This window comes from Nonlabens ulvanivorans, from assembly GCF_000732625.1.
Lineage (GTDB): Bacteria > Bacteroidota > Bacteroidia > Flavobacteriales > Flavobacteriaceae > Nonlabens > Nonlabens ulvanivorans.
Map to the genome: position 1 here is coordinate 101,699 of NZ_JPJI01000032.1, position 22,725 is coordinate 124,423.

The 22,725-nt window shown below is 35.7% G+C and carries 16 protein-coding genes; 13 read left to right on the forward strand and 3 right to left on the reverse strand.

Annotation, left to right across the window (positions count from 1 at the left end; all coding sequences use genetic code 11):
• Positions 1-53 precede the first annotated feature (53 nt).
• Both IL45_RS07690 and IL45_RS07695 read left to right on the forward strand, forming a co-directional pair.
• Positions 54-821, forward strand: coding sequence for a M48 family metalloprotease (locus IL45_RS07690; protein WP_036582405.1), 768 nt, complete (start codon positions 54-56; stop codon positions 819-821).
• A gap of 12 nt (positions 822-833) precedes the next feature.
• A complete protein-coding gene (locus IL45_RS07695) occupies positions 834-1,481 on the forward strand; it encodes a hypothetical protein (protein ID WP_146128621.1) in 648 nt (215 codons plus the stop codon).
• Positions 1,482-1,664: 183 nt separating this feature from the next.
• Here the strand turns inward: IL45_RS07695 and IL45_RS07700 are convergent, their stop codons facing one another.
• A complete protein-coding gene (locus IL45_RS07700) occupies positions 1,665-8,519 on the reverse strand; it encodes an alpha-2-macroglobulin family protein (RefSeq protein ID WP_036582409.1) in 6,855 nt (2,284 codons plus the stop codon).
• A gap of 142 nt (positions 8,520-8,661) precedes the next feature.
• Between IL45_RS07700 and IL45_RS07705 the strand changes: the two genes are divergently transcribed.
• The 5 genes from IL45_RS07705 (at position 8,662) to IL45_RS07730 (ending at position 14,064) form a co-directional block, all read left to right on the forward strand.
• Entirely contained in the window at positions 8,662-9,420 is a 759-nt protein-coding gene (locus IL45_RS07705; RefSeq protein WP_036582412.1) for a tetratricopeptide repeat protein, read from the forward strand.
• Between the two features lie 74 nt (positions 9,421-9,494).
• A complete protein-coding gene (locus IL45_RS07710; RefSeq protein ID WP_036582415.1) occupies positions 9,495-10,847 on the forward strand; it encodes a UDP-N-acetylmuramate--L-alanine ligase in 1,353 nt (450 codons plus the stop codon).
• Positions 10,848-11,240: 393 nt separating this feature from the next.
• Positions 11,241-11,915, forward strand: coding sequence for a M24 family metallopeptidase (locus tag IL45_RS07720; protein ID WP_036582418.1), 675 nt, complete (start codon positions 11,241-11,243; stop codon positions 11,913-11,915).
• Between the two features lie 144 nt (positions 11,916-12,059).
• A complete protein-coding gene (locus IL45_RS07725) occupies positions 12,060-13,115 on the forward strand; it encodes a diphosphomevalonate decarboxylase (protein WP_036582420.1) in 1,056 nt (351 codons plus the stop codon).
• Between the two features lie 10 nt (positions 13,116-13,125).
• Complete coding sequence (locus tag IL45_RS07730; protein WP_036585196.1) at positions 13,126-14,064, forward strand: mevalonate kinase family protein; 939 nt, start codon at positions 13,126-13,128, stop codon at positions 14,062-14,064.
• Here IL45_RS07730 and IL45_RS07735 read toward each other — a convergent pair.
• Both IL45_RS07735 and IL45_RS07740 read right to left on the reverse strand, forming a co-directional pair.
• Positions 14,061-14,942 carry a CPBP family glutamic-type intramembrane protease gene (locus IL45_RS07735; protein ID WP_160165396.1) on the reverse strand — a complete coding sequence of 294 codons (882 nt, stop codon included), beginning with the start codon at positions 14,940-14,942 and terminating at the stop codon, positions 14,061-14,063. The two genes, IL45_RS07730 and IL45_RS07735, sit on opposite strands and share 4 nt — an antisense overlap.
• 8 nt (positions 14,943-14,950) lie before the next feature.
• Positions 14,951-15,637 (reverse strand): hypothetical protein, encoded by a 687-nt coding sequence (locus tag IL45_RS07740; protein ID WP_036582426.1) that lies wholly within the window; start codon positions 15,635-15,637, stop codon positions 14,951-14,953.
• 376 nt (positions 15,638-16,013) lie between these two features.
• Here IL45_RS07740 and IL45_RS07745 point away from each other — a divergent pair, with 376 nt between their 5' ends.
• The 6 genes from IL45_RS07745 (at position 16,014) to IL45_RS07770 (ending at position 22,590) form a co-directional block, all read left to right on the forward strand.
• Entirely contained in the window at positions 16,014-16,955 is a 942-nt protein-coding gene (locus IL45_RS07745) for a geranylgeranylglycerol-phosphate geranylgeranyltransferase (protein ID WP_316930407.1), read from the forward strand.
• Entirely contained in the window at positions 16,955-17,905 is a 951-nt protein-coding gene (locus IL45_RS07750) for a carbon-nitrogen hydrolase family protein (protein ID WP_036582429.1), read from the forward strand. Before IL45_RS07745 ends, IL45_RS07750 begins: the two co-directional genes overlap by 1 nt.
• Positions 17,906-18,048: 143 nt before the next feature.
• Positions 18,049-19,029, forward strand: a complete 981-nt coding sequence (locus IL45_RS07755; protein WP_036582432.1) for a pseudouridine synthase — start codon at positions 18,049-18,051, stop codon at positions 19,027-19,029.
• Between the two features lie 201 nt (positions 19,030-19,230).
• Positions 19,231-20,622: a type III PLP-dependent enzyme domain-containing protein gene (locus tag IL45_RS07760; RefSeq protein ID WP_036582434.1), complete on the forward strand. Its 1,392-nt coding sequence runs from the start codon at positions 19,231-19,233 to the stop codon at positions 20,620-20,622.
• A 49-nt stretch (positions 20,623-20,671) separates the two neighbouring features.
• Positions 20,672-21,607: an agmatinase gene (gene speB, locus IL45_RS07765; RefSeq protein WP_036582437.1), complete on the forward strand. Its 936-nt coding sequence runs from the start codon at positions 20,672-20,674 to the stop codon at positions 21,605-21,607.
• A 14-nt stretch (positions 21,608-21,621) separates the two neighbouring features.
• Positions 21,622-22,590 carry a deoxyhypusine synthase family protein gene (locus tag IL45_RS07770; protein ID WP_036582440.1) on the forward strand — a complete coding sequence of 323 codons (969 nt, stop codon included), beginning with the start codon at positions 21,622-21,624 and terminating at the stop codon, positions 22,588-22,590.
• Positions 22,591-22,725: the final 135 nt, after the last annotated feature.

Below are 22,725 nucleotides of genomic sequence, written 5' to 3' on the forward strand. Positions count from 1 at the left end.
AAATGATTCCGTTATTTTTTTTCTAATTTAGGCATGTTATAAAACCAACCATCATGAGAGGCGGATCAGGAAAAATCAGATTATTTATAGGACTAGCCATTGTTGCTTTTGCTGTTCTTAAATATTGCTCAAGTGCAGAAACGAACAACTTCACTGGCGAAACCCAATATGTAGACTTGAGCACAGACCAAGAAATCGCCATGGGATTAAGTGCTGCTCCTAGTATGATTGCTGAATACGGCGGCTTGCATCCAGATCAAAATGCACAAGCTCAACTAGATCGTGTAGGTAAAAAATTAGTCAATAGCAGCATAGGTAGAAATACAGACTATCAATACGACTTTCATCTTCTTGCAGATGACAGAACAATAAACGCATTTGCATTACCTGGTGGACAGTGTTTCATTACTGCAGCTCTTTATAGTCAGCTAGAAAATGAAGATCAACTCGCAGGCGTTATGGGACATGAAATAGGTCACGTCATAGCAAGACATAGTGCAGAGCGTATGAGCCAGCAAGGACTGGCACAAGGCGTTATCACTGGTGTAAGTGTTGGGACAGATGGCGGCGGCGAGGCAGCAGCCTCTATCGCTCAAATGTTAACCATGAAATATGGACGTGATGACGAATTACAGAGTGATGATCTAGGTGTTAAAATGATGATAGACGCCGGTTATGACCCTTATGAAATGATAGGCGTCATGGAAATTTTAAAAAATGCCGCTGGACCCAATCGTGCTCCAGAGTTTCAAAGCACACATCCAGATCCAGAAAACCGTGTTGAACGCATTAAAGAAGCCATCCGTAAATACGGGAAATAACACATAGCATTTATGAGTATCATGTTAGAAAGCAATATTAAAATTTTATGGCACGATGGAAAGCAGTGGCACACCTCGCCATATCACTATTATCCAAATCGTCAACCAGATGCTAATGCAACATTGTTTTACAATAATTGCATGATGACATTAGACTTTCTGTATGAAACTAAAGCACTAGAAGTAGAATTTAATGACGGTAAAATAGTCAACATATTAGAAGAGTTTATCCAGCGACACGGAAAAAGCATCACCATACGTGATGGAGAAAAAAATACTTATAGCCCATCAACAGACACGATAACTTTTTTTGATACTGACGGAGCGATGTTTCGTAAAAACTTAAGAAAACCGTGGTCTAAACATAACACAGGTAGAGTTTCCAGCGCTTCTCTTCTTGGTCATGAGTTTATACATGCATATCATGAGCAATTCACTCCTCAGGAATACATTAAACGTAAATCTAAAAAAATACTAGGCTGGAAAGTGAAGTTCCCACATTTCCCTAATCAAGAAGAAATACTAGTTACTAAAAACCTAGGGAATCAAGTCATTAAAAAACTGGGCGAAGATGAACGCGAACACTACAAGCGTAACTACTACCCTACGATAAGCCCTATTACTACAGAGCCTATGAGGCTAGATGAAGAGGTAGTTTAGATTAGGTAATTGGTGAAAAATTTTATTTTTAAATTTTAAAAACCGTTGATCAGCCTAAATATTATTCTTCCAACTGCCCACTACTTGCTTAACGTGGCTCTTCAAGTTCAATTAAGTGAGCATTGAGACACTCGAAATACGACATCCAAGTTCATGTTGCTTTTATTTTAAGATGTTTTAAAATCATTCCTCGATCTTCACTCTCATTCCTTCACTGTGACTTGAGAATTCTGGAGCATACATACATTCTAGTTGTGTAATACCATTAGAAAATTGTCCAGCATTGCTGGCTCGCACGTCGTATTCAAAAACATAAGTTCCTTTGTTCATCTGATCAAAAAAGAAATGCGTTGCTACATCTTTAGTGCTTTGATAATAGCCTAATCCATCTTGCCATTTATACTTTGAAATCACATCTACAGGTTCAAAACCACTCGCACGCATGTCTTTTAAATGGACAAAATCCATATCAGCATTTGTTTTAATAATCAATCTGACTGTGATTAGATCGCCTATTTTTAAAGGATCTTCACTAGTTATTTCCTCTAGCTTCTCTCCACTATCGGTCATTACTTTTTTGAAGAGTTTTTTCTTTACAGATAATGGCAAATCATCATCTACTTTAATCTTATCTAGATCCTCAAAATACTGCCAGTACATCGCACCATAACCTGTTACATCACTTTTATTTTTTACTATAACGGTAGCCAGTTCTTTATAAACTTCGGGCGTATTCATGGTGATTTTAAAGTAACCCGTTCCGGCTTCTTTCTCTACTGCTTTCATCTTATCTGCAGGTAAAGGCTTGTTTCCCCAAGTGATTTTGTTATTTTCTTCTACGTCCAGCCATTTTCCACCTTGCAGCAATAAGGCATATGTAGCATCGGCAGTTGCTTTTGTGGATTTCCACTGGTTAATTCTTTTATTTTTAAGTAACCATATTTTAAGTTCTTCGACACTATTTAAATCGGCAGTGACTTCTTGAAATGCTTCTATGGCAAGAGCTTGCGTTTCGATATCGCTACTGTACCAGTACCAGCTATTTTTATTTTCTTTCCAGAACATTCCATTTTCATCGCTTTTAACGGCAGTTTGTTTCAATCCTTCCATGATGGAGCTGGCTAGTTTGGTCTTACCATTGCGATGCAGTGTGATGGCCATAAGCAACTTAGTATATAGTGGCTGTGAGGAATATGATTTTTCCGCTTTCGCGAAAGCGTACTCCATAGCCTTCTCTAATACTTCGTCACTGTTTTCTGTAATAGAAACATCAAAACTTCTCGCATACTGATAATGCCAAAACGCATTTCCATAACTATAATCTTTAAGTGTTTGATGGTTTTCTAGATAGCGATTGAATCTTTTTTTCCACTCTGTATCTAGTGCATCTATCGCATTTTTATACATGCGATCGGTCTGTGGCGTGTCATCATTTTTAATACCTAATTTTTTCATGTGACCTAATCCAGCGGCAATGTGACGCGTGATATACTCATTAGTATATCCACCATTAAACCATGGAAAACCACCAGAATCACCTTGTAGCTTTTCTAATTTTGCAAGTGTTTTCTTTTTCTGTTTGGCAGTTTCGGCCAGGTCAAATAATGTGGCGAGTCGCTGTTGTTTTTGCGCTTCACTTTGTGCATCACGCAGCCATGGCGTGTGCGATAACATCACTGTTTTTAACTCCTCATTTTTCTCAAGTGCACTTACATTGGTGCCATTTTGTGCCCAACTATCAAAAACGGTTTTTACCTTAGGATTACTCGTTAAAATATGATGTGCCATAGCATTTGCATAGTAGCGAGAAAAAGTTTGCTCTGCACATTCATGCTCATATTCCATCAAATAAGGCAATGATTTAATCGCATACCACGACGGATTTGATGTGTACTCAAACACCATTTGATGATGCGCCATCGTACCAGAATCGCTCTCTAACAAGTTGTCCATAACGGCTGTTTGGGTTTCACCAGCACGCACCCATAAAGCTCTCGATTCACTCACCAGCATGCGGTTAGAAAGCACTGGTAAGGTATTCTCCTCGCCATCAGAAAAGTTTCCTGCAGCAGCTACAACGCGATACGTCACCGCTTGCGTCCCTAGCGGAATTCTAAAAGTCCAGTTTACTGAGGTGTTGCCACCTTTTTCTATGGTAAAATCTCTGTTGTTATTTACGTTGCCTAATTCTACATCAATCGCTTTCACAGTCATGGCGTCAAACAGCTGTAGTCGCGCTGTTCCATCCATAGCAGCGTCTGACAGATTTGCGATTTTTGCAGAGAAACGTATGGTGTCCGTTTCTCTTAAAAAACGTGGTGCATTAGGTATAACGTTGAGTTCCTTTTGAGTCACCACTAGTTGTTCCAATTGTGCTGTTTTTCCTTTTTTATCGTGCGCTAGTAGTCGTAGTTTCCATTGGGTTAATGCCTCTGGTGAAGTGAATGAGAATTTTAAATTCCCCTTTTCATCAGTTCTTAATTCAGGAAAAAAGAAAGCGGTTTCTTGGAGGTTTTTGCGAGCTTGAACATTATTCAAATTCATTTCTCGCAATACCAGATCATTTGCTGAAATGCCTTCTTTTGTGGAAATGATGATGACTCCATTTGCTCCTCGATTACCATAAATAGAAGTTGCGGCAGCATCTTTTAATATGGCAGTTTCAAAAATATCATTAGGATTCAATCCACTAAAAAAATCTTCATCTACTGGTACTCCATCAACTATAATTAATGGCTCTGTATTTTCATCCAAAGACGCGACACCTCTAAGTTGAACCAAAGCATTTGCACCTGGCTGACCAGAATTACTAATAATATTTAATCCAGGAACTTGACCTTGGAGAGTTTGGGTTAGGCTTGCGTAAGGTCTATCATTTGGATATTTTTTTCTTCCTCGATAAGAACTATATACTCTTGAACTCTCATTGTTAATATCACTATCTCTAAATTCTCTTTTATCGGCTCCAGTGAAGTTAGTCCTTAAATAATCTTCGTTTTCGGCAAATATGATGTCACCAGGCAATGCTCTAGCTATAAGTTTTCCGTTTGACAAAGTATCATAAGCAATGGCATTAGAATTTACTACGGCAATCATCCCATCATCTCCAATCAAGCTTTTAGTGTATTGATTGCCTCGATAATAATTAAAGTCATTAATATGATTATAATTACCTCTATTATTAATCAAAAAGAAAATATCATTATTGATATAATCATTCGAGCTGTTTAAATCAGCAGCTAAAACGGCATTAATAATTCCTGCTTTTTTAATTTTGATTTCTACAGGTTTGTGAAACTCATGGTTAAAAACTAGTACATCATTAATGTCGGCTTTTATTTTGTAAAGTCCATTTGCTCCAACTAGCGCGCCAATTTTTGTGCCTTTAACAACAACTAAAGTTCCATATAATGGATTGCCATTTATATCAGTAACTTTACCTGTTACAAAACCTTTTTCTTCTCCAGCTTCTATAATCTTATTGAACAAGGTGTTTTTATAGCTCGCGTTATAGTTCCTATTATTAATTGATAAACCAAAATAATAAATCTGATCATAGGCAAGAGAAGTATTAAAACTAGTTCTAGGAAACTGAACATAGAGCGATTGAGATCTATTATAAGAAGTGTTTTGATAAAGACTAGGAGAAAAAGAATACTGATTATTTCTAATAAACGGCGCATTCCAATTTGCCGTTGCAAACTCATCCAGACTCTTATCATACATACTCGCTAGCACCTCAGCCTGCATAGGAATTTGATTATCATCTTTTATGGTAAATGACCAAGTTTCTTCGCCATCAGGTTGTAATTTATTTCTAAAGCTTTGTGTTTTGATTTGATACTGAGCTACTGGATCTACTGGTTTTTCGACTGTAGCCGTATTAGTTTGTTCAAATCCATTTTCTTTTTGAACTTGTAATTGAATACTTATTTGCTTTCCGTTAATTTGAGACCATGGATATTTTAATTCTGTTTTTCCCTTTTTAAGGAAAATGAGTTTTTCTTCAACCATTTCTTGATCTGTCCAAACAGATAGTGTTGCATAAACTCCATCCATAGAAGTATACATGTTGAATACTGCGGCCTCTTTAGTGAACTCGCCATAACTAGAAATAAGTTCTGGCTGTAATGGTAGATCCAGATTTGCCCAAAGACTTTTTTCTACTCTAGAATCTACTACATCATCTTCATTATCAAAACTCTGTCCCAATTCCACAGCTCTTATGTAAACATAATAAGCACCATTTTCCCAGTTCTTTGTTATTGGAAGCTTTACAGTTGTTAACGAATCTGTAGTGAGCTCTTTTCTAAATATAATAGGTGCTTTTTTCCAGTCGGTTTCAATTTCGTCTTTTCTTAATTCGGCATATGGGAATGTTTTGCGGTAAGTCTTATCATCTAGTTCTTGAAACTCGACTTGCGGTAATCCTGAAGCTATTATAACATGAGATGCTTGCGGTTGCTTGCGTAATTCCACGATAAGTTTACCATTGACAAACTGACCGTTCAAGTTTTTAACGCCTACCTTTAAAGTGTTTTTTTCTGCTGTAAATTGATAAGGCAATTGAGAAGTTATTTGAATAGCATTTGTTCCCACTCGCATGGTTGTGCTAGCACTTCTAGTTTCTCCATTAAGATCAGTAAGATCTGCTTCTATTTTATAGGTGTACAGCGGTTGATATTCTGAGTCGGCATCTTTATCGTTTTCGGCTAGGAATTTTATTTTAAAAACTCCATCTGCATCTGTAGTGGTTTCTCCTTGTAAAATCACTTTTTCACTATTCCCGTAATAACCACTGCGCCATCTTGCATAATTATAGCTTCTTATTACTTTATAGGTTACTGTTGCGTTAGTTACATTACTACCCAAAAAGGCTTTCCCAAATCCAGAAACCGTAACACTATCACCCAACTTATAAGTTTCAGTGATTTCGTTAAAATCTACTTCAAAAGTAGGACGTTTATATTCCTCTACTTTAAAGTTGATTTCACCATCTTCCCAATCATTTACTGTATTGTAAAAAGCCGTTTCTTCATCAGGCTCGTCAATATATAGAGTAAACTCTCCGGTAAGTACATCTTTAGGAATTTCAAAAGATCCATGAATACTACCAAACTCATTAGTCTTTAACTTAGTTCTATAAATCTCTGTCCCACTAACATCTTCGGCATAGATTTCTAGAAGCTCATTAGATACAATACCAGATTGTTCTTCGTTTTCTTTTTTCTGTAATACAATCGCTTTGAAATAAACCGTTTGACCTGGTCTATATATGGCTCGGTCTAGATAAATGAAGGTTTTTACATTGAGGTCGTAATGCTCGATTTTATTCCTATTTCTATCCCTAGGGTAAGAATAATATTGAGTCTTTAAACTATCGCCATTTTTACTAATGATTACATTTTGATTACCTCTCAGGGCTTTAATATCATAATCAAGCATACCGTATTTATCCGTCTTAAAACGTTTAACAGTTCTGTTGTAAGAAATTTGAACATCTACATTACTCATTGTTTTACCGGTAGTTCTATCTTTTATAAGTAATGCTGTTCCTAGTTCGCTATCTTTTTTAAACAAAGTCAGATTAGTCACTGTTATAAAAGTATGTGCGTATTTCACTTCATCAGCTTTATCGGTTTTTGCCATCACCACATAACGACCTTTTTCAATAGCTGGTGCAACATATTCATAGGTGTGGTTAAAAGTGTCGTCGCCTTTAGGTAGTTGAATAGATTCTTTATGAGCTAAATTTTGAGAATCAATTGCTTTATCGATAAACTGTTGATATAAACTGTCTGCAAATCGCAAATCCTTCAAATCTTCATCCATAGAGACTTTAATGTAGTATAAATCAATCTGTTCTACATTGCTATAACTCACTACTCCACGATGTGGCCTATTGGGAATAATTAAATCTTCTACCTGAACATTGATGCTCGATTGATACATCTGACTTTTCAACTGCTCGCACAACGCAGCTCCATAGGATTTAGGATATAAATCAATAGCCTTATTAACTAATTGAATAGCTTTCTGTCTATGACTATACTGCTGTTCTTCACCTACCTGATTACTTAGATTTTGATGATATAAAGCTAGATAATAATAAGCCTCGGTAACTGCTGGATTAGTATCATAAGACGTTATTATACTTTGCAGTTCTTTTTCATAGTCCTCATAAACCTGATAATTTCCTAGCTGATTTTGTGCATACCATAATCGATCAGTAATGACATGAATAAAAGCAGCGTCATTGTTTGATTTTAAATGCATGGCTTCTAGATGTGCATACTGCTGCATCACATCATATTTTGAAAAAACGGTATCTCCAGCTGGCCGTTTTAACTTCAATAAATGTGCTGTGTTGAGAAAAGCATTTTCTTTAGTAATAGCAAACTCCTCTTTGGGTTTTGTAAGATTGAAATAGCCGCTTTTATAAAAGTTTAAAGCCTGGTGCGATAATATGTCCAGTAAGCTAGGTCTTAAAAAACGTGCTGGCGCCATAGGTCCTATGATAGCGCTGTAATCACTAAGCGGAATCTTAACTAATTTCTCTGGCTGATCTAGAGAAGCCTGATAGCTATTATGAATCTCGCTATAAAAACGTGTTGCATCCCATGTTTTAAAATCTACATCATCATCCTCTACTGCTGTTCTTTGTCTAATTTTCCATTGATTTGCACGAGCATAATCATCTAATAATTTAGCTCTTATTCCGTTATAAATATTCTTATTAGGGAATTGAGCTTTTACGATCATTTTATCCAGCTCAGCGATAATTTTATACTGCGCTTCTTCCTCGTTAATCAATTGGTATTTTGATTTGAATAAGAAAACCTTGATATATTGATCATGATCATTTTTACGTCTAGCATATTTATAAATTTCATCTACTACTTGAGTAGCATCTTCAATTCTATCTTGTAATTCAAATTGCTCTACCTCGCGCCATTTATCGATATAAAAATTTTGTGCAATACCTTGTTGCATCGCAAACAATATTAAAACAGCAGTGATATAGTGGTTAGGTCTCATAATTCTTTAATTCTTGTATAAATCTACACATAGTTCATACCATTCTACAATCTATAATGAGGGAAATAGCCTTTTGAATTAGGGAAATCCTTTTTAACAACTCTATTGATGGCATTGGCTCACTTTTTGATAAATTTAGAGCATGAAAAAAATGTTTTTTATCATATTACTGTTGTGCAGTGCAATGGGTTGGAGTCAGGACGCTTTCGCGAAAGCGGAATCATTATTCAACTCTGAGCAATATGAAGCCGCAAAGCCCATATATAAATCCTTACTGCAAGACAACAAAAAAGACCCCATAATATTGCGCAGACTAGGCGATATTGAATCACATGCTCAACGTTATAAAAAAGCATTTCCATACTATAAAAGATTATTAGATCTAGATGACTCTAATCCAGATTACCATTTTTTATATGGTGGTACATTAGGTTTGCACGCTAAAGAAAGTTCAAAACTTGAGGCGCTAGGTTATCTGGACGATATTAAATTTCATCTTAAAAAAGCGGCTAGCTTAGACCCTAATCATGTAGAGGCTAGATGGGCACTGGTGCAATTATATTGTGAGTTGCCTGGAATCGTAGGTGGATCCTTAAGAACCAGTCGTAAATATGCAGATGAGCTTTTAAAAATATCTCCTGTAGATGGCCATCTGGCACAAGGCTATATTGAAGAGTATGATAAAGAATATCGCGCTGCAGAGAAATGTTATAAAAAAGCCATAGAAATAGGTGGTTCCCTAACTACTTATAAAAAACTAGCATCTCTTTATGAGCAAAAAACAAAAGAATATCTTAAGGCTTTAATCACTTTACAAGACGCATATGCTGTCCATAAAGAACCTAGTTTACTAGAAGAAATCTCTAGACTTAAAAGAGATCATGATCTAGTAGGTGATTAAGCTCATAAAGCACTCCATTCCTTAGTCATTCCAGCCTTTTATTAGTAGCTTTACGTCTTATAAAGTTACTTATTATGCGCGTACATTTTATCGCAATAGGCGGCAGTGCCATGCACAATCTCGCTCTTGCGTTACATCATAAAGGTTACCAGGTTACTGGTAGTGACGATACCATTTTTGAACCTAGTAAATCCAGATTGGACAAATACGGTTTACTACCAGAACATATGGGATGGAATTCAGAGAACATTAATGCTAACCTAGATGCGGTCATTTTAGGCATGCATGCAAAAGCCGATAATCCTGAGTTATTGAAGGCTCAAGAACTAGGTTTAAAAATATATAGCTATCCAGAGTATTTATATGAGCAGTCTAAAAATAAAACACGTGTTGTTATAGGTGGTTCTCATGGAAAAACAACGATTACTTCTATGATACTGCACGTGATGCATTATCACGATCGTGAGGTAGATTATATGGTAGGCGCACAATTAGAAGGTTTTGAAACCATGGTGCATCTTACTGATGATAATGAATTTATGATTCTAGAAGGTGATGAGTATTTATCAAGTCCTATAGATCGTAGACCTAAATTTCATTTATACCAGCCTAATATTGCTCTGATCTCTGGAATTGCGTGGGATCACATTAATGTGTTTCCAACTTGGGAAAATTACTTAAGTCAGTTTTCAGAATTTGTAGAATGTATGCGAGATGGAAGTATCCTTGTTTACAACGAGGACGATGAAGCCGTAAAAACGATTGCGGAGGCAGCGACCAAACCTACTCGTAAACACGCCTACTCTATTCCTGCTCATTCTATCATTAATGGAACGACTTACCTAGAAACACCAGAAGGTGATATGCCTATAGAGATTTTTGGAAAGCATAATCTTTCTAATCTCGCAGGTGCAAAATGGATTTGCCAGCACATGGGAATAGATGAAGATGATTTCTATGAGGCGATCGCTTCTTTTAAAGGCGCTTCTAAACGTTTAGAAAAAGTAGCTCAAAATGAGAACTGTGTGATTTATAAAGATTTTGCGCACTCACCAAGTAAAGTAGAAGCTACTACCAGAGCGGTTCATAATCAATATTCAGAACGCAAACTTATCGCTTGTCTAGAACTACATACTTATTCTAGTTTGAATCCCGAATTTCTAGTTCAGTATAAAAACACACTCGATGCAGCAGATGTTGCTGTGGTGTTTTACAGTCCACATGCGGTGGAGATTAAGAAACTAGAGCCTATTAGTGAGCAACAAATTTTTGAGTCTTTTGATAGAGATGATCTCATCGTAAAAACAGATCCAGCCGACTTTAAAAAATGGTTATTCAGTCAGGATTTTAATAACACAGCGGTTTTAATGATGAGCAGTGGTAATTATGGCGGATTGGACTTTGAGGAATTAAAAAATGTATTATAACGCTTAGGCTTTTAGTCTACAGTCAGTTGTGCTATTTATCGAACTCTAGTTGATCATTTAAATTGACTATGAGATTTGGTAGCATTGTCGTAAAAATCACAAAAAAGTAATAATGATTAAGAGTCTAATACTTTATACGTTACTTTCAATGTTGATTTTCTTCAGCATCTCATTTTTTACATTGTTTAATGATATTCACTCTCCATTAAGTGATATAAACTTGAGTAAAGAGTTTACTATTGGCTTTCCTTTTACCTACTATTATGAGTTCCGGTTAAATGATCATTCTATTCCTAACGCTGGTTGGAATTTAAAGAATCTATTGCTAGATTGTTGTTCAACTTGGTTAACGGTTGTTTTCATGGCATTTTTATTAAAAAAGTATTTTAAAAAATGAACGACGTTTTAAAAAACCTCATCGTTGCCGAAGCTAAAGCAGCACAACTGTTTCAAGAAATAGAAAACAGAAATATCATTGCAGCCGGTAAAACCGAAAAAGAAATAAACACCGAAGTATTTCAACTAGCAGATGAATTATTTGGGATCAAAAAATACTGGCACAAACGCATTGTAAGAGCAGGATCAAACACCTTACATCCATATGACGAGAATCCGGTAGACTTACTAGTTCAAGCAGATGATATCGTGTTTCTAGACTTCGGTCCGATACTGGAAGAATGGGAAGCAGACTATGGTCGTACTTATGTGATAGGAACCGATCCACTGAAAATAAAATTAAAAAAAGACATAGAAACCGCATGGCAAGAATGTAGAGATTACTACTTCTCACAAACTGACCTAACTGGTGCGGCTTTTTATGATTATTGTGTTCAAAAAGCGACGGAATATGGCTGGGAATTTGGTGGTCCTATCGCCGGGCATTTAATCGGTCATTTCCCGCATGAGAATCTAGAAAGCGAGAACAAACTCAATTATATCCATCCCGAGAATAATAAAAATCTTTTTGCACCCGATGGAAACGGTAATAAAAGAGAATGGATTCTAGAAATTCACTTTGTAGATAGAGCTAGAGAAATTGGTGGATTTTTTGAGCAATTGTTGGTTTAGAACGATTAATTTATAAAACCATCCTTGTTTTTAAGTTCAAGTATGACTTTAATTTTCATAACTAGCAGATTCCGAAATAAATTCGGAATGACAGGTTCAACGGCTGCTCTTAAATATTTACCTTTGTAGCTTAATTCAAGGCTATTGGAAACTCAGTTTAAGTTAGAAGGCGATTTTACTTTAATAGATAATTTATCTACAAAATGGCAAGCGCCATCTAATATTGCGCTTGTAAAATACTGGGGTAAATATGGCATGCAGTTACCTGCAAATCCGTCGATAAGTTTTACCTTAAATGCTTGTAGAACCATTACTACAGTAACGGCTAGTAAAGGAACTCACGGTTTCAGCATTTCTTATGACGGCACTCCTAAACCTGAATTTGCTCCTAAAATTGAAGCTTATTTCAAGCGCATTGCTGACTATTGTCCATGGATTGCGAACTATCATTTTGATATAGACACACACAATACGTTTCCGCATAGTTCGGGAATTGCGAGTAGTGCTAGTAGTATGGCGGCGATGTCAGTTTGTATGATGGATTTTGAGAGCACGCTTACTGGTCAGAAAATGGATTTTCATAAAGCATCCTTTCTCGCTCGATTGGGATCTGGAAGTGCTTGTCGTAGCTTGAAAGGTAGCGCCGTGGTTTGGGGAACGCATAAAGAAGTTGATGACAGCTCGCAATACTTTGGAGTTGATAAAAGTGACTATCTACATCCTGTTTTTCAGGATTTTCAGGACACGATTTTACTGGTAGATAAAGGTGAAAAAGTGGTGAGTTCTACGATAGGACACGAGTTGATGAATGGACACGCTTTCGCGAAAGCGAGATTTGAACAAGCCCATGAGAACCTTTCTTCTCTTAAAAAAGCATTGCAGGAAGGTGACCTTGAAACTTTTATAAAAATTACAGAAAGTGAAGCGCTCACATTACATGCAATGATGATGACCTCACATCCTTATTTTATATTAATGAAGCCCAAAACACTGTCGATTATCGAGGAAATATGGGCGTTCAGAAAAGAGACTGGCATACCTGTATGCTTTACACTAGATGCTGGTGCTAACGTGCACATGCTTTATCCACATGAAAATAATGAGGCTGTGCAAGGATTGATTAACAGCAAATTAGCGCAATATTGTCAAAATGGTCACTATATTTGTGATCAAGTAGGCACAGGTGCAAAAAAGTGCTAACTTTAACGCTATGAAAGGACCACTTTTTTATTCAAAGATTTTACTTTTCGGTGAGTATGGGATTATTAAAGATTCAAAAGGTCTTTCTATACCCTATAACTTCTATAAAGGCGCACTTCAGATAAGTGACCATCCTACCGAAGAACAAATTAAATCAAACGGCAATTTATCTCGTCTTACTGGTCATATTGAGCAGTTAATGAAAGAAAATAGTGATTTCCCAAGATTTGATGTTGAGACTTTAAAGGCAGATGTTGCTGCTGGAATGTATTTTGACTCTAGTATACCACAAGGTTATGGTGTAGGAAGTAGTGGTGCACTAGTTGCATCTATCTATGATAAATATGCGATTGAAAAAATCACTGTGCTCGAGAACTTAACTCGAGAAAAACTGCTGATTTTAAAAGATATATTCGGAAAAATCGAAAGCTTTTTTCATGGTAAAAGTTCAGGTCTTGACCCATTAAACTCTTACTTGAGCTTACCTATTTTAATTAATAGTAGTAATGATATAGAACCGGCTGGTATTCCATCTCAATCTACAACTGGTAAAGGTGCTGTGTTTTTACTAGACTCTGGTATTGTAGGAGAAACAGCACCTATGGTAAATATCTTTATGGAAAACATGAAGCAAGAAGGTTTCCGTAGTATGTTGAAAGATAAGTTTGTGAAATACACAGACATGTGTGTAGAAGATTTCTTGAGTGGCGATGTAAAAGGACTTTTTGGTAACGTAAAGAAATTGTCTCACGTCGTTCTCGATAATTTTAAACCTATGATTCCAGCGCAATTCCATGACTTATGGAAAAAAGGACTGGATACTGGTGATTATTACTTAAAACTTTGTGGATCTGGTGGTGGTGGCTACATTTTAGGATTTACTGAAGACCTAGAAAAAGCAGAACAAAGCTTGAAAGATTACAAACTAGAAGTGGTTTATAATTTTTAGTTTAAATCAGATATTAACATAAGTTTATTCAATTCATCTTCAACAGAATTTTTAAAATCTGTTTCAGATAATCCCAATTTATTTTTAATAGATATGTCGAATGTTGAATAAGGTGTTATATTGGCGGCTTTTTTGCTACCCAACTCGCTTAACATCATATTTATTGTACAATCTTTACAAGAAATACCATCATTACTGTCATAAGCAATTGAAACACTTTTTTCTGCTGAGTAGTATGGCTTTTGAATAATTGATATTGAGATTTTATTAGTTGATGATTCTATTACAAATTTATTAAATTGTATTTGATATAACATAATTAGAATTAAAATCAAATTGTAAGAGGAATGAAGGATTATAGCTTTCTTCAAAGAAAAATTATAACATACAAAAAGGAATACTGATCCTAAGAATGAGAAAAACATTAAATTTTTTACATCGATAAAACTTATATCCGTCAATTGAGATAAATGAAAAAGCCCAAACAACAAAACGCTACTTGTCATAGAAACCATATATAATTTATCATTTTTACTACGTCGACTATGATAAAAAAGTATTATATGGATAATGCATAAAATTCCTAGAAGAATACTCTGTTTGATACAAACACTAATTAATAAAAATAAAATTGAAATAATGTATTTTTTACCGTTTCGACTAAAATGACCTCTAAACGCTAATTCTTCAAAAATTGGTGTTACTATAACAGTTAGGATTGCGAATAAAGTAAAAGTTATATTTCTCTCAAAAAAAACTAGTCCCTTTGTAACCTGAACTGCTTCAGCGTTTATCATTGTAGCTATAACAATAAAGGCAATTAAAAATACACCCGTTAAAACTAACGGGTATATTTTTAAAGAAAATAAATCTTTCATTATCATATTTATTTGCAATCAAATTCACAGTGACTATCTGTTGTAAACCAGCCTTCATCCACAACCATTCCATAGCTTTGTACATTCCCTGCTCCACAACCTTCCACTGCGGCAATTCGGCAATTTTGTGCATCTGACAAACTTTCATCTGAATCACTTAATAGCCAAGTGGCAATCGAAACTACAACGCCAATAGGACCCCATGGTACAGGTGGTGCGCTTAAGGTTTGTATATCATTTTGATAAGTAAATATATTAAAATTTGAATTTATATCAGAAACAACTGTAGTAGTTTCATCAAGACCGTTATATATTTCAAAATCATATAAATAAGTTCCATTCTCTAACTGACGCAGATTCGAAATTTTAACAGAATCATCAATTCCGGACTCATTTTTTATAATTAAAGACTCAGTGTTATCTTGTTCAACTAGAATCTCTGTAGAATAACTTAAGTTAGTGTAAATGTGTTCTCCAACAATACCTTCATCACCATTTAGTTTTGTTAAATATTGATCTCCTTCAATGTGTGAAATCTCATAACCATGAGCTGACATTGTATATAATGAGCTACTTTTTTCAAAACTAGAGTTGAGATTTTCTTGAGACAGTTCTTCTTGAGTATCACTACAAGAATTTAAAACCAAACAGAGACCAAAAAATAAAATTGGTAAAAATTTAAAATACTTTTTCATAAAATTTAATTTGTGAGATTATCTATTTTTTATTTAATCACGGTTTATAATATGCCTACTCTTATCGATTTTCGGCTTATCTCGTTTGAAAATTGATGCATCTTTTCATAACCATATTCCAGATATGCCGTTTTAGTTTCCTAAGCAAATGTTAAAACCATTAAATAAATTTTATTTTAGTTTTAAAGTATTAAAAATCATAAGCTTAAAGTAATAAAATTAAAATTTCATTTTTCAACCTTTCCGACCAAATTTGCGATACGCTACAATTTGCCCACCTTTCCTATTCTTAGGAAAGGAGTTTTTTAGATATTGCCGTTATACAATTTCACATACCATTATCATTTACAAATCGGAATGTCCTTAACTTAGTCGAGTGAATCAAGAGCAAACATATACCATGAGCACAAAGGCTAGTATAAAAACACTAGTCATTAAAGCGTTGAGTCTTTTTTCAACAGTAAGACTTTATAATATCTCTATAATAGCGATAGCGCAATTACTAGCGGCTGTTTTTATTATCGCCCCAGAATTATCTGTTAAGGAGATTGTGCTGGATTATAAGTTGTGGTTGATTATTCTGGCTAGTGCCGCAGCTATAGCAGGTGGTTACATCATTAATAATTTTTACGACCGTGAGAAAGACCTTATTAATAGACCGCAAAAAACCATGCTAGAAAATCAAGTAAGTCGCTCTACCTTATGGACGGTTTATTTTACAGTTAACGCGATTGCTTTTATACTTGGATTGATAGTTTCGTGGCGTGCTGGATTGTTTTTTGCGGCTTATATTTTTGCCATGTGGTTCTACTCGCATAAATTAAAAAGGGTCCTTTTTGTTGGTAATCTTACTGCAGCCCTACTGGCTATTACTCCATTTTTTGTGCTATTCATGTATTACCGTAATTTATATCTAGTCGTATTTGTACATGGTAGTTTCTTATTTCTCATACTTGCGATGCGCGAGCTCATTAAAGATCTCGAAAACTTAAGAGGTGATCTAGCTCAAAATTACCATACTATACCAGTAGTACTAGGAGAAAAAGCAAGCAAGCGTTTTTACACCTTACTAACATTACTTACTATTATACCTATTACAGCATTGATACTCTATTTTAATATAGGATATATGCGTTATTACTTTGCTTTAATAGGCGGTGCCTTACTAGTATGCTTACCATTATTATGGAGCTCGCGACGTAAAAGAGAATATTTACTCATTCATTTTATACTTAAAATAGTCATTGTAGGTGGCGTGCTATCCATATTATTAATAGATCTACCAGCCATTATAGAACGACTTCAAAATTTCTTTTAATGCAACACCTCATCAACGTAGCACTTGCTCAAATCTCTCCAGTATGGCTGGATAAAAAAGCGACATTAGACAAAATACTTTCCACGCTAGAAGAGGCAAAGAAGCAAGATGCTGAATTAGTTGTTTTTGGAGAAGGATTATTGCCTGGTTATCCTTTTTGGCTTGCGCTAACTGATGGTGCTGCTTGGAATAAAAAAGAAGTCAAAGAACTACACAGACACTATGTGCTAAATAGCATAAGTATAGAGGACGGCGAGCTGGATGCGGTATGCGCTTTCGCGAAAGCGAACTCCATAGCCATTTATTTAGGTATAATAGAAAGACCTGAAGATCGTGGTGGTCATAGTGTTTATGCGAGCATGGTTTACATCAATCAAAGTGGAAGTATAGAAAGTGTACACCGTAAATTACAACCTACTTATGATGAGCGACTCACCTGGTCGCCTGGCGATGGAAATGGTTTAGTGACACACAAACTCAAAGATTTTACCGTAAGCGGTTTGAACTGCTGGGAAAACTGGATGCCATTACCACGTGCGGCCATGTATGCGCAAGGAACGAATCTACATGTTGCTTGCTGGCCTGGTAGCGATCATAATACTAAAGACATTACTCGTTTTATAGCACTTGAAGGGCGCACTTTTGTCCTATCTGTTTCAAGCATGATGTTTAAAGAAGACTTCCCAGCAAACACACCTCATCTAGAAGCGATTCTAGATAAATGCCCAGATGTGCTTGCTAATGGTGGCAGCTGCATCGCTGGTCCTGATGGTGAGTGGATCATAGAACCACAGATAGGAAAAGAAGAAATCATAACTGCTACTTTAGATTTTAATCGTGTATTGGAAGAGCGACAAAACTTTGACGCGGTAGGTCATTATTCACGACCTGATGTGACGCAATTACATATTAATAGAGAGCGACAATCTACTGTGAGATTTAAAGATTAATGAATAGATAAATCTTAAAAAACAACACTTTAAAGTGCTCGAGTAACTCCTCTAAATTATTCTTTTTGAGGAACTAAATACTTTAGAATTCTTTTTGCAACATCACATTTTTAAAAACTTATCTTTGCAAAAAATTTAATACCATGGGAAGAGGTAATGATGGAGCAAGAGGAAAAGGAACTGGCCGCCAAGGCGGCAGAGATTCTTCTAGCTCAAAAGGTGGCAACAGACGTAATGCTGGAAGCACAGACCATAGAGGAAAATCTCAAGCTAGAGGAAATGCACCTACCGGAAAACCAACAACTCGAGGTGGTAAAAATCAAGTAGTAGGAACATCACGCACAGGTAATCCAGTAACAAAGAAGGAATATATCATGCGTAAAAAATCTGAAGGCGCTAAGTCTAAGCCTGATGATGGAACAATACGATTGAATAAATATATTTCAAATTCTGGTATATGCAGTCGTCGCGATGCAGATATATACATTAAAGCTGGTAGTGTAACCGTAAACGGTAAACCTGTGTCTGAAATGGGTTATCGTGTTAAATTAACTGACGAAGTGAAATTTGACGGACAGAACATTCAACCATATCAAAAGCAGTATTTACTACTTAATAAACCTAAAGGTTTTATTGCACCTCGCAAAGGAGAACGTGCTAGTAAAACTGTACTAGACCTAATGCAAAGTGCTGGTGTTGCTAATTTGCACTATGTAGGACGTCTAGGAAGACAGTCTGTAGGTTTAATGTTATTTACTAACGACTTAGAGATGGCTAACAAGCTTAACAACCCAAATCTAGAAATGCGCAAGATTTATCAAGTTGCCCTAGATCGTAGTTTTAAACACGAGGATTTAATGCAATTACGTAATGGAATCGCTATCAACGGCGAAGTCATTGATGTAAAAGAAATTAACTATGTAGAAGATGGACGTAACAATGAAATCGGAATTGAAATACATAGTGGAAAAGACAATATCGTTCAGGCCTTATTTGAGGCAGTTAAATATGAAATTAAAGTTTTAGATCGCGTTGTACTAGGTGGATTGACTAAAAAAGACCTTCCTCGTGGGCATTATCGTACTTTAACAGATCAAGAAATCATCAATTTAAAGATGATATAAGCTACAATCACTTGTAAACACTAGCGTTGTCTAAATTTTTAGGCAGCGCTATTTTTTTTGAAAATATTTCAAAAAAAGGAATATTATTGTCCCTTCTTATCGCCATTCAATTTTAATATTTAGGTAACACATTTCATTCTATTATTAACGTTTTTTTGTTTAGCTTGTAGTTCACTTAAAACTACACTTAACCTATAGCCATTGAATACTAAATACATTGATCTAATCGATCAAACGTACTTCTTCCCAACAGAGGAGTTCAAACTAGAAGACAAGACCTTACACTTTCACGACATCGATCTGATGGAACTAGTAGAACAATATGGATCTCCATTAAAGTTCACCTATTTACCTAAGATATCTGATAATATACAGCGTGCACAGAGGTGGTTTAATGACGCTTTCGCAAAAGCGGACTACAAAGCAAAATACCATTATTGCTATTGTACAAAAAGTTCACACTTTAAACATGTGCTAGATACGGCGTTGACTAACGATATACATTTAGAAACCAGTAGTGCCTTTGATATAGATATTATAAAAAGTCTAAAAGCTGAAGGTAAAATTAAGGACGATACCTATATCATTAGTAACGGTTTTAAACGCGAAAAATATATAGACAATATCGCAGACCTGATCAACTCTGGTCACAAAAACTGTATTCCTATCATAGATAACTATGAAGAATTAGACCTATTGACAAATGCGACAGATAAGCAATTTAAAGTAGGAATAAGAATAGCGAGTGAAGAAGAACCAAAGTTTGAATTTTACACGAGCCGTTTAGGAATAGGTTACAAAAACATTCTCTCATTCTATAAAAATCAGATACAAGAGAACAAACAAGTGTCGCTTAAGATGCTACACTTTTTCATTAATACAGGTATACGTGATAATGCATATTACTGGAATGAATTACACAAATGTCTTAAAGTCTACATAAGCCTTAAGAAAATATGTCCATCATTAGACAGTCTTAATATAGGTGGTGGCTTCCCTATAAAAAACTCACTAGCATTTGAATTTGATTATGAGTATATGATCAATGAGATCGTAAATCAAATAAAGCAAGTATGTGATGAGGCAGATGTGGACGTACCACATATTTTTACAGAATTCGGTTCTTTTACAGTAGGTGAAAGTGGTGGAGCTATTTATAAAGTGTTGTATCAAAAGCAACAAAACGACCGTGAAAAGTGGAACATGATCAATAGTTCATTTATAACAACCCTACCAGATTCATGGGCAATAAGCAAGCGTTTTATTATGCTAGCCTTAAACCGCTGGAATGAAGAATATGAACGTGTATTACTAGGTGGATTAACTTGCGATAGTGATGACTATTACAACAGTGAGCAAAATGTTAATGCTATTTATTTACCAAAATATCATAAAGATAAACCACTCTATATAGGCTTTTTTAATACTGGAGCTTATCAAGAAACAATAGGTGGATATGGCGGTATACAACACTGTTTAATACCAGCTCCTAAACATATTTTAATAGACCGCGATGAAAATGGAGCTATACAAACTAGAGTTTTTAAAGAGCAACAAAGCTCAGAACAAATGCTAGATATATTAGGATATTAATATTTTATATAAATCGATTAACTTTAAAACAAACTTTTAATTTCAAGACATGAGTAATTCAAACTATGCAGGAATTCCAGATGAATATGCTGGAATCGATAATGCATCAATCGTTTTAATTCCAGTTCCTTATGATGGAACAAGCACCTGGCAAAAAGGCGCAGATAAAGGTCCAGAAGCCTTTCTAGACGCCAGTGCAAATATGGAATTATACGATATTGAAACTGATACAGAAGTGTATCATCATGGAGTCTTTCTTGCAGATGCTGTTACAGAGAACAGTTCGCCAGAAGCAATGGTAGATGCCGTGCACGCAACTGCTAAAAAGTATATTAAGAAAAATAAGTTTGTAACCCTTTTTGGTGGAGAACATTCTATTTCTATAGGAAGTATACGTGCTTTTAACGATATGTATGAAAACTTGAGTGTATTACAAATTGATGCTCATGCAGACTTAAGAAAAGAATACGACGGCAGTACTTGTAATCATGCTTGTGCCGTATATGAAGCGAGTCAAAAAACAAATCTAGTGCAGGTAGGAATACGTTCTATGGACAGCATAGAAGTAGGTATTAATGACGACGATAAAATCTTCTTTGCTCATGAAATGGTACAAGATGATTACTGGCAAGAAAAAGCTACTGAAGCACTTACAGAAAATGTATTTATTACCATCGATTTAGATGCTTTTGACCCATCGATATGTCCATCTACTGGTACGCCTGAACCTGGTGGGCTCTTCTGGTATGAAACATTAGATTTCTTAAAAATGGTTTTTGCAGAGAAGAACGTGGTAGGTTTTGACATTGTTGAATTATGTCCTAATCCATCAGAGAAATCATCAGATTTTCTTGCTGCAAAATTGTATTATAAAATGTTGAGCTATAAGTTTAAAGACATCGCTCTAGAAGGAGAAGACGGCTATGAGGCAGACAACGCTTTCACAAAAGCTGGATTGAAAAAAATGAAAAACATAGAAGATTAATCTTCAAAAATATCATGGGAAAACCTATTACTGATTTTATAGAAAACTATTTCTTACACTTTAACAGCGCTGCGCTTGTAGACGCTGCCAAAGGTTATGAAGCACAATTAAACCAAGGCTCCAAAATGCTAGTCTCACTTGCTGGAGCCATGAGCACGGCAGAGATTGGAAAGATCTTTGGCGAGATGATACGCCAGGATAAAGTACATATTATTTCTTGTACAGGTGCAAACCTTGAGGAAGATTTGATGAATCTAGTGGCGCATAGCCACTATAAAAGAGTGCCTAACTATCGCGATTTAACACCGCAAGACGAATGGGATTTACTTGAAAAAGGACTCAATCGTGTGACAGACACTTGTATTCCAGAAGAAGAGGCTTTTAGAAGACTACAAGAACACATCGTGAAAATATGGAAAGATGCAGAGGCAAAAGGCGAGCGTTATTTCCCTCATGAATATATGTACAAACTACTTTTAAGTGGTGTCCTAGAACAGTATTATGAAATCCCTATTGAGAACTCATGGATGTATGCCGCTGCCAAAGCCAATCTTCCAATCGTCGTTCCTGGATGGGAAGACAGTACGATGGGTAATATTTTTGCTAGTTATGTATTAAAAGGTGAGTTAAAAGCCAGCACTGTAAAAAGTGGTATCGAGTACATGACTTTCCTTGCAGACTGGTATACTGACAACTCACAGAAAGGAATCGGTTTCTTCCAGATAGGTGGTGGAATCGCAGGAGATTTCCCTATTTGTGTAGTACCTATGTTGTATCAAGATATGGAACGTACCGACACGCCGTTTTGGAGTTATTTCTGTCAGATATCTGATTCAACGACCAGTTATGGAAGTTATTCTGGAGCCGTACCTAATGAAAAAATCACTTGGGGAAAACTAGATCAAGACACACCTAAGTTTATAGTAGAAAGTGATGCAACTATTGTAGCGCCGCTGATCTTTGCTTATTTGTTAGAGATGTAAATTTTTAATTCCGCTTTCGCGAAAGCGGAACTAGAACACAACCTGTAAGTTGCTCAACACATAGCGGTTTACAGGTTTTTTATGCTTAAAAAATTAACTTTTTAGGCGCTTAAAACAATTGAATTCCCATTACAT